Origin of the sequence: uncultured Mucilaginibacter sp. (genome assembly GCF_913773635.1) — a bacterium.
In the GTDB taxonomy this organism is placed as follows: Bacteria; Bacteroidota; Bacteroidia; order Sphingobacteriales; family Sphingobacteriaceae; genus Mucilaginibacter.
Map to the genome: position 1 here is coordinate 169,679 of NZ_CAJYGQ010000008.1, position 13,423 is coordinate 183,101.

Consider the following 13,423-nt stretch of genomic DNA (forward strand, 5'->3'; position numbering starts at 1 on the left):
AACACATAAGCGCAGCCTGTTTATAAATGATATTGCAATGAAACAAAGATTTATATTTGTTCATCGGTGTTATACCAAACCATTAACAGGGTATAAAATATTAAGGGCATCTTGCCTGCGCAAAATGCCCTTAATGTTATTCACAATGCTTAATTTAAGCTTAAATATTGTTTCGGGTTTACAGCCTTACCGTTACGGCGTACCTCATAATGCAAATGAGGACCAGTTGACCGGCCGGTTGAACCAACTTTTCCTATAAGCTGTCCAACATTTACACGCTGCCCCTCACGTACATTAATGCGCGATAGGTGCCCGTACCAGGTTTCAATATTGTCGGTATGCCTTATTTTAACGCAGTTGCCATAGCCGCCAGCGCGCCCGCTAAAAATCACTTTGCCACTGGCGGTGCATTTAACCGGGTCACCCATGCGGCCTTTAAAATCAAGCCCCGGATGAAACTCGATGCGGCCATCTCCAAATGGATTGCCTCTGCTGCCAAAGAAAGATGTAAACCCGCTTACACGCGGATAGCCCATTGGCATACGTGCAATATTATCAACAAGTTTGTCAAGATAGCGGTTGTAACGGCTATACACATCTAAGTGAGCGCCCTTGGTTTCCTTACTGGCGTTAATTTTATTTGTTTTAAAAGCTATGCTACGCAATCCACGCTTAGTAAGATAGTTGTTTATTTTACTGAGTTTGGACTGTATGCTTTCAATATAGGTAAGCGCTTTGTGGCTGGTACTGTCATGCGAGGCCGAAATAAGGTCAAGCCTTTCAGAACCTTCACTTAACTGATCTTGCAACGCTTCAACCTGCGCCATTAAACGCCCGTTCTCTGCTTCCTGCATTTTCGTACGCTTGTTGAGCTGAAATACAGTTACCATTAAAACGGCAATTAGCGAAAAGCAAACGGCTGTAACAGTTTTTAACCGGGTTAAGTAAATAGTTTTCACCTGTAACAAACGCTCGCGCAAGCCGGGATTATTCAAAGCACGTTCCCTGCTGAAATTATTTTGTTTTAAGTTCATTCAATAGTTCCTTAATATCTCAATTACTTAGGGGGAGATTTTAAACAAATAAATTATTTTGCCGCCTTATACGGCAGTTGACAAACGATGGTTAAAATCAAACGTCAAGATAGTGTTAATATTTTAGCACCTGCAAATAATTAAGGCAGGTTTTAATATTTTTGTAACTCATAATTTAAAATTAACGCAATGTATCCAGAATATTTAGTTGCTCCTATGCGGGCTGATTTAACCACTGCCGGCTTTGCCGAGCTTAAAGATGCAGAAGAGGTAAAAAACGCTATTGAAAGCGAAGGAACCGTATTTGTTATGGTGAATTCGGTTTGTGGTTGTGCTGCTGCAATGGCCCGCCCGGCTGCAAAATTAGCCGTTCAAAATCAAAAACATCCTGATAAGTTGGTAACAGTATTTGCAGGCATGGAAAAGGACGCTGTTGATGAAGCACGTCGGTTGATGTTGCCTTACCCGCCATCATCACCGGCTATGGCTTTATTTAAAAACGGCAAATTAGTACACATGATAGAGCGCCATCAAATTGAGGGCAGACCGGCTCAAATGATTGCCGATAACCTGATTGATGCTTTTGATCAACACTGCTAATCAGAGAAAATATTTCTTTCAAAAATCCGGCTCGCAAGGCCGGATTTTTTTATTTTCAGTTAAAAAAATACTGATATTGGCTCCATAGTAAATTAGCTCATACTGTTAAACTATTATATGACTTTAAACAAACCTTTAGCGCATGCGGTTGCCTGCTTCTGCATTGCCGTTTTAGCTTTACCGGCTTTGGCACAAACCGGTGAAAAAGCCCCCGAATCGCCTAACCTTAAAATTTACCGCGCAACTCCCGAAAAAATCAACGACCTGGTACACACCAAGCTTGATGTACGCTTTGATTATAAAAAACGCTTTTTATACGGCAAAGAGTGGATTACGCTTAAACCGCACATGTACCCTACTGATAGCTTGAGGCTTGATGCCAAAGGAATGGATGTAAAGAGCATTGCCATTGTAAATAATGGCAAAAACACGCCGCTTAAATTTTCTTATGACAGCCTTTCGCTTGCCATTAAGCTAGACCGTGTTTACCGTAATAACGAAAAGTACGTTGTTTATATTGACTATACCTCAAAACCCGACCAGCTTAAAGCAGCGGGTAGCCTGGCAATCAGTGACGCAAAGGGCTTATACTTTATTAACCCCGATAGCGCTGTGAAAGACAAGCCGGTTCAAATATGGACTCAGGGCGAAACTGAAAGCTCATCGGCATGGTTCCCTACCATTGATAAGCCTAACCAAAAAACCACTCAGGAAATTTACATGACTGTGCCGTCAAAGTACGTGACGCTTTCAAACGGTAAATTAACAACGCAAAAAAACAACGGTAACGGTACCCGTACCGATTACTGGAAACAGGATTTACCTCATTCACCGTACTTGTTTATGATGGCTGTTGGTAACTTCAAAATTCAAAAAGATACCTGGAAAGGCAAAGAGGTTAGCTATTACCTTGAGCCTAAATATGCACCTTATGCCAAAACCATATTTGGTTACACACCCGAGGCTATGGAGTTTTACTCAAAAACTTTGGGTGTTGATTACCCTTGGGCAAAGTATGCACAAATTGTAGTGCGTGATTATGTAAGCGGAGCTATGGAAAACACCTCGGCTACGCTGCATGGTGATTATGTACAAGGTACGGCACGCCAGTTCCTTGATCGTTATTATGCAACCTCTCAGGGCGAAAGCACTGTGGTGCACGAGCTTTTTCACCAGTGGTTTGGTGACTATGTAACGGCCGAAAGCTGGAGCAACTTAACTGTGAACGAATCATTCGCTGATTTTAGTGAAACCATGTGGGCCGAGTACAAATATGGTAAAGATGAAGGTGAAGCCCACATCAACGGTGATAGGCGCCAATATTTAAACAGCGGCGAAGTTGCTGCGGCCAAAAATCTTGTTCGCTTCCATTATAACGATAAAGAGGATGTATTTGACGTTGTTACTTATCAAAAAGGCGGATCAATACTTTATATGCTACGCAACTTTTTAGGTAACGATGCTTTTTATAAAGGATTAAACATTTACCTTAAAACCAATGCATTTAAAAATGGTGAAGCTCACCAGCTACGTTTAGCACTTGAAGAAGCAAGTGGTAAAGATTTAAGCTGGTTCTTTAATCAATGGTATTACAACTCAGGTCATCCGGTGCTCAATATCACTTACGGTTGGGATGCAGCTAAAAAAACACAGTCGGTATACTTGCAGCAAAGTCAAAAAGGCGATGCATTTAAACTACCAATGGCGGTTGATATTTATACCGGTGGTAAGAAAGTGCGCCACATGGTTTGGATGCGTGACAAGACTGATACGCTTACATTTAAACTTGATGCTAAACCAGATTTGGTTAACGTTGATGGCGACAAAATGCTTCTTGTTAAAAAAACAGATAACCACACGCCTGAGGAGTTTTTACACATGTCCATGCATGCGCCTTTGTATATGGACCGTTTTGAAGCCTTAACCTGGGCCGAAGCACAACGATCTGACAATGCCATTGCTCGCCAGATAATTATTGCTGCGCTAAAGGACAAATACTACGGCTTACGCCTTAAAGCTTTAAAGGCGCTTAAACTTACAAACGATGATGTAAAGAAAGCTGCGTTGCCATTGCTTGCCAGCATGGCAAAAAGCGATGCCAACAATTTGGTAAAGGCCGGTGCATTAACCGCTTTAGGCACATTAAAATCTGCTGATAATAATGCATTGTTCAAGCAATCATTAAGCAGTCAATCATATGCAGTGCAGGCAGCAGCCCTTGACGGCTTAAGCCAGCTTGACCCTGCCGGCAGCCTATCTATTGCTAAAGGTTTGGAAAAAGACAGTGAAGGCGAATTGGCTCAAACCATTGTAAATACATATGCAACAAACGGCTCAGATGCCGAATGGCCTTATGTAAGCCGCAAATTTGAAGAGGCAGATATTCAGGGCAAATTTGCATCAATACGCAAAGTTGCCGGCTTTATTGGTCGTTTGAAAAGTTCGGAGTATGCACGTCAGGGTATTGATCAAATACGCAGTACCGGTGTACGTTACAAGCAGTATGGAATTGCGCCAGCAGTTACTCAAATACTGGAGGGCATTAAAGCTCAGCGCAGCGGTGACGAAGCCTCGGTAAAAGCAGTTGATGCGGCAATAAAAGATCTGCAATAAGTAAAAGTTAAATAAAATTAAACGGCTGCCCTTTGGGCAGCCGTTTTTTGTTTGAGTAATGCAGCAGCATTGCTGCGTGAGTAGTTATATAGTTTTTAGAGGAAAGGGCATAATTAAAGAACAAGTAAGCTAAATTGCTGTTATCAAAATAGCTTCAAAAAAACTGTTTAAAAGATTGTTGTAATAAACACCGTTCGGAAACTACCGAAACGGTGCTTTGATGTTCGCAAAGGTCAGTTAAATGCGTAAATCTTGACGCAATAGTATAAATATAACAACAGTTATCAAAATATTTTATTCAATTTTTAATTTATTAGTAGTTTATAACTCAAATTATCAAAAACTGTTATTAAATTACGACAAACTTATATTTTTCCAGTTTTAGTATGTGTAAATTTCCAATCGCTTATGTATAAATCGGCGCATTTTAACGATTACAATGCCATTAAAGGCGTTTGGGACGAAATGTATAGCGAAAATTCAACCATTCGCGATCATTATCAAAAGGTAATTAGCTATCTTTCTAACGAATCGACAGATAATCTTAATAAGAAAGAAGAACTAGCGCGTCGCCTTTTTATGACACAGGGTATAACCTTTACTGTTTACAATAGCGGCGAGGGCATTGAAAAAATATTTCCATTTGACATTATTCCGCGCATAATCACCGCTCCTGAATGGAAGCTGGTTGAAAGGGGTATAAAACAGCGTCTTACAGCACTCAACTTGTTCTTAAAAGATGTTTACCATAACCAGTTCATCATTAAAGATGGTATTGTACCAATTGACGTAATCTACTCATGTCCGCACTTTTTGCGCGAAATGTACAAACTTGACGTACCTTATGACATTTACGTACACATTGCGGGCATTGACCTCATACGGGATGAAAAAGGCACATTTTACGTACTTGAGGACAATTTGCGCACACCATCAGGAGTAAGTTACATGCTTGAAAACCGCGAGATTACTAAGCGGCTGTTTCCTGATTTATTACCGCAATGTAACGTGCGCAGCGTAACAGAGTACCCTACAATTTTGTACAAAAACCTCATGGCGCTATCGCCGCGCCGCATTAGTAACCCTACGGTGGTATTGCTTAGTCCGGGCATATATAACTCAGCTTATTTTGAGCACACTACACTTGCCAGGTTAATGGGCGTTGAGTTGGTTGAAGGGCGCGACCTTGTTGTAAATAACCATAAGGTTTACATGAAAACCACAACAGGACTGCAACAGGTTGATGTAATATACCGCCGGGTTGACGATGACTTTTTAGATCCGCTTGTGTTTAACCCTAAAAGCGTGTTAGGTGTTGCCGGTTTAATGAGTGCTTACCGCAAAGGCAATGTAGCCATTGTAAATGCAATTGGTAACGGCGTTGCCGATGATAAGGCTATTTACAGCTACGTACCCGAAATGATAAAGTATTATTTAAACGAGGAGCCTATTTTAAAAAACGTACCTACTTACCAACTACGTAATGATGATGAGCGTGAATATACTTTTGCCAACATCAATACCATGGTAGTTAAAAAAACCAACGAAAGCGGCGGGTACGGCATGCTTATGGGCCATGCGGCAAGCGAGCAGGAAATAGATGACTATAAAAAAGAGATACTCAAAGAACCACGCAATTTTATAGCCCAGCCCACAATCAGCCTATCAGCTGCACCGTGTTACTTGCAGGGAGCATTACAACCCCGCCGTATTGATTTACGCCCATATGCGCTTTGCGGACCCGATGGTATTGAAATTGTACCGGGCGGACTTACCCGCGTAGCGCTTAAAGAAGGATCGCTGGTGGTAAACAGCTCGCAGGGTGGCGGCAGTAAGGATACATGGGTGCTTATGTAAGCATCAATACACCAGGGAAGATTATCAACCAAATTAAGTAAATAAAAAAGCTCTTTTAAGTGGGCATAACATATGTTAAGTAGAGTAGCAGCAAGCTTTTTTTGGCTGAGCAGATATATTGAGCGCAGCGACGGCATTTTGCGCATGTTGAAAATAAATTACGCATCATCGCAGGATGCTGTGCGAGAGTTTACATGGGAACCGGTTATACGCATATATTCGGGTGTTGACGATGAATTAACTAGCAAGCTACATAACGACAGCCGGGCGGTGCTTAGCTACATGGTAAGCGGTCGTAACAACCCTAATTCAATCACTAATATGATTACGCTGGCCCGCGAAAATGCCCGCAGCGTGCAGGAACATATTACGCGCGACTTATGGCAATGCCTAAACGAGTATTATCATTGCGTTAAAGATCCGAGCATAAATCAACGCTTGATGGAAGATGACCCCATTAGCGTACTGGATGTTTTGATAAAGCAAATTATGCTATACTATGGCACGGCCGAAATTAGCATGGAACGCGGCCAGGGACGTAGCTTTATGAATATTGGCAAGTACCTTGAACGAAGCATACAGGCAGTTGACATTCTTGATGTAAAATTTGGATCGGTTAATGCGAACCCCGATTTACTTACCGACACTACTTACTGGAAGCATTTACTGCAATCATTAGGTGGTTATGAGCTTTATTTAAAAACTTACCGCGATGGTATTGAAGCTCAGAACGTAATGGAACTGGTTATTTTAAATGATGATTTTCCGCGCTCTGTAATTTACTCAGCTAATAACATTCATCGTTATTATGACAGACTTAAAAACGAAAGTCACCTGAGTAATCACCGGAACATTGCTTTTCAGATTGGTAAACTGCAAAGTTTTATTCAATATAGTTCGGCACAAAGCATACGTCAGGTAGGCTTGCACCAATTTTTAACTCAAATACGGCAAGACTTATTTGCCATTGGCACATCAATGAATGAACATTACTTTGCCAATTATTAATTCAATTTAGTTATGCCTGAATTTAAAATACAGCATATAACCCGGTACACTTACGAGGGCCTGGTACGTGATAGTGCAAATCAAATTATCCTCTATCCTATTACCGATGTTGCACAGGAGGTATTAAAACACGACCTTACGATTACGGGCAATCCGGTGGTTGATACCCATATTGATTACTATGGCAACCAGGTAGGCAGCTTCACCTATCTTGAAAAGCACAGCCGCCTGGTTATAAATTCAGAAGTACTGGTGGTAACGCATCCTAAAGAGCTTCCGGCTGATGATATTGCGGCAGATGAGCAGTGGCAAATGCTTGCCTCGGTACAGTTCATCGTACCATATATTGACTTTTTAAAGCCTGAATATTTCGAATCGTTACCTGAGCTTATAACTACCATTGAAAGTGAAAGGTTACAGGGTGAAACGCCTTATCAAACCGCATTGCGTTTTGCCGGCTACATTTACAAAAACATCAAATACCTGCCCGGCGTAACAACGGTTGAAAGTACACTTGACGAAGTTTGGAAACTAAAAGCCGGAGTATGCCAGGATTTTGCGCACCTGTTTATACAAATATTGCGCCTGCTCAAAATTCCGGCAAGATATGTAAGCGGCTATATATGCCCCAACCATAATGGTATGCGTGGCGAAGGTGCAACCCATGCCTGGGCCGAGGTATTCATACCTAATTATGGCTGGATTGGCATCGACCCTACAAACAATTGTGTGGCCAATGAAACGCACGTACGCCTTGCCGTAGGCCGTAACTTTTCAGACTGTTCGCCGGTTAAAGGTGTTTACAAGGGCAACTCCGGACATATGCTTGAAGTAAAAGTGAGTGTTGAGTATAAAGGCTTACCATCGTCCGAGCCCGAGAACCTGATACCTACCAATCAGTTTATTCAAACCATAGAGTCGGAGCCTTTTACAACAAACAGTTACCGGCGCTACCAGGAAATAATGCTGATGCAGCAGCAACAACAGCAGCAGTAATATTTTTAATAAAAAAGTAAAGGCCGTTAGTATTAACGGCCTTTACTTTTTACAATTGGAATTCTATTTTTTTGGAACGAGGCTTTTTAACCAAACCACCAGGTCGTAAGCAGCTTTATCGTTTTCAAAATTTAAGTTAGCCGGTAGCCGTCCGTTGGTGTATTCATCGTACAGCCATGGATCGGCAATAGCTATCATATGCCCTTTACCGTGCTTGGCAGTGGCTATCAGCGTTGCTCCTGCAGCGTTCTTAAGCACAGAGCGTGCGTTACCGCTTGCAGCAATTGAGCAGGCATCCTTCATATAAATTTTCTTTGATGTTTTGAAAACAGGGTTGTCTTTTATAACAACCCCACCATCTTCAAAATGGGCATCGTCTATTACATGGTTTTGAATATCATCATTAAAATGCATTCCAAACACGGCAGCTAATTCGTTATAGTGTTTAAACTCAACATTAGCACTATCGTTAGCAAACATTACCAACACACCACCTTTTTTAACCCAGGCATCTATGTTTTTAATATCAGCCGGCATTATATAATTAGGAGCAGGATTTTCCTTTTTGCTATCAGGATCAACTATTATGTAAACATCAGTACCTTTCAAATTCGCCGCGGTTGGTGCTGCATCTAACGAGTTTAGCTTAAAGCCTTGCCTCTTAAAAACATCTCCCAAAACAGAAAAACCGTTATAATCTTTTTCTTCCCAGATGTAGTGAAAACGCTCGGGTTGTCCCTGGCTGTTTTTTCTGGTTTCGTGATTAAAATGATAATCGAGAGTTACGGTTTGAGCCTCGCAGTTGACCGCTGTAAAGCCCAAAGCCAATAAAAATGCGTAACAATAATTGATCTTCATAGCAATGCTTATAAACGTTAGCGCGCTAAACTATAACTTTTAGCTTATAAACTATTAAGTGCCATTCAATTTTAACAATCAATCTTCCAGCTGTTTGCTGTCTTTGCCTTTGTCTTCATGTATTTTCCGGGTGCGGTCCTCGGCCTTTTTAACTTCATCGCGCTCACTTATAGGCTCATCTGTCTTTAAGCTCTCTTCATTTTCTTCGGCGCCTTTAATTGGCCTTTTATCGCTTTCATGAGTTGCCATAATTCAAAAATTAAATAAGTTACTTTATAAGTAACGTGACACTAGCAAGGCAGTTTTAATTAATAAATTTATACGCTTATTCCTGCTAAGAATAATAAAGGTAAAACCTAATGCGACCACTGACGTTTTTAACTTCAGATTAATAAACTTATCTACATTATGGAAACTATAGAAAAATCAGTAGAAATAATTAACGATTTAATAGAGATTAACAACGATCGTGCAGACGGATTCCAAAAGGCCTTGAAAGATTTAGAAGGTGGTGATTCGGATTTAAAATCATTATTTGAAGAATACAGCAGCCAAAGCCGTCAGTTTTCACAAGAATTAACTGCATTAGCAGCACAACACGGTGGCGATACTGAAACCGGCAATAGCGTATCAGGTACATTACACCGCGCATGGATTGATGTAAAAGCATTGTTCACAGGCAGCGACCGTAAAGCAATTCTTGCTGAGTGTGAGCGTGGAGAGGATGCTATTAAAAAAGCATACCGCGAAGCCCTTGCAGAAGGCGTACTACCGGCAGAAGCAATCACACTTATAGCTAAACAAGCTCAGGCAATTGGTCAGTCACATGATCGTATAAAAGCATTACGTGATAGTGCACAATAATTTGCTCAAAAGCATAAATAATAAAAGCCGCTAATGCGGCTTTTATTATTTTGAGAGATTAAAACTCTAATATCCATAAGCTTGGTACGCTACTAAATACTCAAACTTAAACCTGCATAGTAGTTGCGCAATGGGGCCGGGTTAAAAAACCTATTACCTACTGCATTCAAATCATTACCTAAGCTATATTTTTGATTCAGCAAATTATCGCCACCTGCATATATATTTATTTTTACTTTGCTTGCAGCGCGGTTTATTTGTAAACCAGCTTTAGCTTGCAGCAAATTATATTTGCTTGCGTAAACGGTGTTGGCATCGTTAACCGGCAACCTACCAGTGTAATTATGCTGAACAAACACATAAACAGTTTTTGGTAACCGGAACTGCAGACTGCTCACCGCTACATTTTTGGGTACACCTGTTAAGCTATTTCCTGAGTAATTGTTATTGTTTACGTTGTAATTTCTAAAATTAAAGTTATTGTACGTAAAGGCCTCATTAAACTGAATACCTCTTAAAAAGCCATTGGCCTTTGGTTGCATAATCCAGCTTGTAAAGCTTAGTTCTACACCTAGCTGTTTGGTGCCGCCGGCATTTATAAAATAATCGGTCTCATTGGCCAAACGTTGATTAACAATAGTATTCCCAAGGCGGTAGTAAAATACCGAGGCATCTAACATTAAACTCTCATCATTATTACGCACTCGGAAACCAGTCTCGTAGTTCCATCCCGTCTCGGGCTGGAGATTTATATTCACAACATTGTTGCTTGGCCTTACCTCTGCTATGGTTGGTGTTGAGTAACCTCTGCTTACTGATGCGCGCCATATGAAATTATCGAGTATTTGGTACGATAATGCTATACGCGGCATTAACTGCGGATCAAAGTTTTTAGTGTTCCTTTCCTGCTCATTCAAAGGAAATATATTTCGGTACTTATAGCTGTAAAAGTTAAGGCTTAAAGCGGCTTCAATATTCAGCACCTGAAGCACTTTGGCTGCATAACGTGCAAATAAAAAATGTTGATTGGTGTTCACATTGTCAAAGGCCTGCGGTTTTCCTATCTCTCCTCTCTGATTGTCGTAATTGTTTATTGTTGCATTAGTTTGCTGCCATTCAGCTCCTAAATTAACTTTCCAATCTATATTGTTTGACGGCAAACCGGCTAATTCAAAATACGTTCTTCCACCGTACGTGTTTTCACTACGTTGTTCGTAATTTGTTATAAAAGGGTTATTGAACTTTACGCGTGTTCCAAAAACAGATGCTACATTACGGATACGATCTGTTAACTGAACCTCATTAACTAAACCACCAAATAAAACCTTGGTGCTTATACCTATATTTTGATCAATGGCTCCGGGTAAGGTAGCTGTTGCCGGGCGCGATGCACGCGGGTTACTATCAAATTGCGCCTGGTTAAGTCCGCCAGGAGTTTGATATTGCAAATCAGAGTAAAAGCCAAGCGCTTTTAGTTGGTTGGCTTGCCCGTAACTGTACCTATCAACTAACTGAAAATAGTGCCTTTGCAAATAGCTATGATCACGGTAGCCATCATAAGTTTGATAAGCTTGCTTAATATTGAGTTGGTTTTTGCCCCATTTTTGGCTCATCCTGGCGTTTTGATGTATTAATCCGTATGAACCAGCGTTAATGTTTAAATCAACTGTGCTGCTATCGTTTAATCGGTTTACAGGATTGATAATAACAACACCGCCCGAATTAGCACCAAAAAGGCTACCATCAGGCCCCTTTAATACTTCTATGCTGTGCAAACTGGCTACGTCAAGGGCGTTCAAATAACTGTTGCCACCAGCATCGGTAAGTGGAATTTCATCAAAATATATTTTAACATTACGCACACCAAAAGGCGACCGCAGCAAACTCCCTCTTATAGACAGGCGGTAACTACCCGGCGTGCGCTCTTCCATACGTATTCCAGGCAATGTATTCATTGCGCTAACTAATGAATTACTAGGCTGCAGGCTCAGTCGTTTGCTACTCAAAACACCAACAGAGGCTGGCACGTTCAATATTCGTTGTTCTGATAAATATCCTCTTACAGTAACAGGCTCAATGGTACGGGAGCTATCCTGCATTTGCGCATATATATTTGAAGCCGAAAACAGAACAAAGGTTAGAGTGGTAAGTTTTTTATACATAGGCACGGTTACACACAAAACAAAAGTAGTCCTTTTACCTGAAGGACTACTTTTGTTAATTTATAACTTATAATAAAGCGAGCTAACCCGCAAAATATAAACAGTTGTTATTTCTCAGCACTTACGCGCCAGATTTTATTGCCAGAGTCATCAGCAACCAATAGAGAGCCGTCTTTTGCTACAGCTACGCCAACCGGCCTGCCATAAACTTTGTTTTGCGCCGCATCAGCAATAAAGCCTGTTAGAAAATCTTCGGGCTTACCTGGCTTGCTTCCTTTAAAAGGAACTGCCACAACCTTATAACCTACCAGCTTTGAGCTATTCCATGAACCATGCTGACCTACAAAAGCAGCGTTTTTATATTTTGAACCAAAACTATCGCCGTTATAAAAGGCCAGTCCTAATGATGCCGTGTGTGAACCTAATGCAACATCAGGTACTAAAGTGCTCTTAACTAAATCAGGACGTTGTCCCTTCAAACGAGGATCTTCGTGCTGGCCAAAATAAGCATATGGCCAACCGTAATAACCACCCTCTTTAACACTGGTTAAGTAATCAGGCACTAACATATCTCCCAATTCGTCACGCTCGTTAACGGCAGTCCAAATATTGCTTGTACCAGGGAAAAAGTCAATACCAACCGGGTTGCGTAAACCACCGGCATAAATTTTTTCGTTTGATCCGTCTGCATTCACTACCAAAATATTGGCTCTGCGCGCTTCATTTGCAATACCATGCTCGGCAACATTACTACCCGAGCCTACGGTTATGTATAGTTTACTACTGTCTTTACTAACAAGCAGGTTGCGCGTCCAGTGGTTATTGTAACCGCCGGCAGGCAGTTTAAGTACACGTTTTCCTTCGGCTGTTATGCGGGCATCTCCCGGTTTGTAAGGGTAGCGCCATAAGCCATCAGTATTGGCTACGTAAAACCAATTACCTATAACGGCCATACCAAATGGCTGGTTTAGTCCGCTTAAAAACAATCCTTTTTGGTCAACCACGCCATCGCCGTTACTATCTCTGAAAATAACAATGGTATTAGGGCTATCGCCCATATTTTGCGATTTTGTTTTGCCAACGAGTGCCGAACCTGCCTTTTTCAAACCTTTAGCCTCGGTAGTTGCAAGGGCAGCAAAAACGTCGCCGTTTGGAGCTACGTATATATTACGCGGATTATTCAAATCTTCGGCATAGAGGCTTACTTTAAAGCCGGCCGGAGCGATAGGTGTTTTACCTTTGGGCCATCCTATAACTTCACAGAAGTTTTTTACCGATTTGGTTTCGTAAGGTGCCGGTAAATTCACTTGCTGGCCAACCTTATCCGCAGTGGTATCAGCCATTGCCGGATCGGGCTTTTTGTTTTGCTGGCAGCTACTCAAAACTGCACCTGCAGCAACGGCTACATATAGGAAGTTTCTGATTTTCATA

At 41.3% G+C, this 13,423-nt stretch carries 11 protein-coding genes; 6 read left to right on the forward strand and 5 right to left on the reverse strand.

Features of this window, described 5'->3' with window-relative positions; genetic code table 11:
* Positions 1 to 149: 149 nt before the first annotated feature.
* Complete coding sequence (locus QZ407_RS10385; protein ID WP_295770595.1) at positions 150 to 1,034, reverse strand: M23 family metallopeptidase; 885 nt, start codon at positions 1,032 to 1,034, stop codon at positions 150 to 152.
* Positions 1,035 to 1,223: 189 nt separating this feature from the next.
* On the opposite strand from QZ407_RS10385, the gene QZ407_RS10390 reads away from it, so the two are divergent.
* The 5 genes from QZ407_RS10390 to QZ407_RS10410 all read left to right on the forward strand — a co-directional run bounded on the left by QZ407_RS10390 (position 1,224) and on the right by QZ407_RS10410 (position 8,108).
* Complete coding sequence (locus tag QZ407_RS10390) at positions 1,224 to 1,634, forward strand: BrxA/BrxB family bacilliredoxin (protein ID WP_295770598.1); 411 nt, start codon at positions 1,224 to 1,226, stop codon at positions 1,632 to 1,634.
* Positions 1,635 to 1,751: 117 nt separating this feature from the next.
* Positions 1,752 to 4,247: a M1 family metallopeptidase gene (locus QZ407_RS10395; protein WP_295770600.1), complete on the forward strand. Its 2,496-nt coding sequence runs from the start codon at positions 1,752 to 1,754 to the stop codon at positions 4,245 to 4,247.
* 408 nt (positions 4,248 to 4,655) lie between these two features.
* A complete protein-coding gene (locus QZ407_RS10400) occupies positions 4,656 to 6,104 on the forward strand; it encodes a circularly permuted type 2 ATP-grasp protein (protein ID WP_295770603.1) in 1,449 nt (482 codons plus the stop codon).
* 72 nt (positions 6,105 to 6,176) lie between these two features.
* Positions 6,177 to 7,112 carry an alpha-E domain-containing protein gene (locus QZ407_RS10405; RefSeq protein ID WP_295770605.1) on the forward strand — a complete coding sequence of 312 codons (936 nt, stop codon included), beginning with the start codon at positions 6,177 to 6,179 and terminating at the stop codon, positions 7,110 to 7,112.
* Positions 7,113 to 7,124: 12 nt separating this feature from the next.
* Positions 7,125 to 8,108, forward strand: a complete 984-nt coding sequence (locus QZ407_RS10410) for a transglutaminase family protein (protein WP_295770606.1) — start codon at positions 7,125 to 7,127, stop codon at positions 8,106 to 8,108.
* Between the two features lie 63 nt (positions 8,109 to 8,171).
* On the opposite strand, the gene QZ407_RS10415 is transcribed toward QZ407_RS10410, so the two are convergent.
* A complete protein-coding gene (locus QZ407_RS10415) occupies positions 8,172 to 8,966 on the reverse strand; it encodes a DUF4350 domain-containing protein (RefSeq protein WP_295770609.1) in 795 nt (264 codons plus the stop codon).
* Positions 8,967 to 9,044: 78 nt separating this feature from the next.
* Complete coding sequence (locus tag QZ407_RS10420) at positions 9,045 to 9,215, reverse strand: hypothetical protein (RefSeq protein WP_295770612.1); 171 nt, start codon at positions 9,213 to 9,215, stop codon at positions 9,045 to 9,047.
* 159 nt (positions 9,216 to 9,374) lie between these two features.
* On the opposite strand from QZ407_RS10420, the gene QZ407_RS10425 reads away from it, so the two are divergent.
* Positions 9,375 to 9,830, forward strand: coding sequence for a PA2169 family four-helix-bundle protein (locus QZ407_RS10425; protein WP_295770615.1), 456 nt, complete (start codon positions 9,375 to 9,377; stop codon positions 9,828 to 9,830).
* A gap of 92 nt (positions 9,831 to 9,922) precedes the next feature.
* On the opposite strand, the gene QZ407_RS10430 is transcribed toward QZ407_RS10425, so the two are convergent.
* Positions 9,923 to 11,992 carry a TonB-dependent receptor gene (locus tag QZ407_RS10430; protein ID WP_295770618.1) on the reverse strand — a complete coding sequence of 690 codons (2,070 nt, stop codon included), beginning with the start codon at positions 11,990 to 11,992 and terminating at the stop codon, positions 9,923 to 9,925.
* 107 nt (positions 11,993 to 12,099) lie between these two features.
* Positions 12,100 to 13,422, reverse strand: coding sequence for a sorbosone dehydrogenase family protein (locus QZ407_RS10435; protein ID WP_295770621.1), 1,323 nt, complete (start codon positions 13,420 to 13,422; stop codon positions 12,100 to 12,102).
* Position 13,423: the final 1 nt, after the last annotated feature.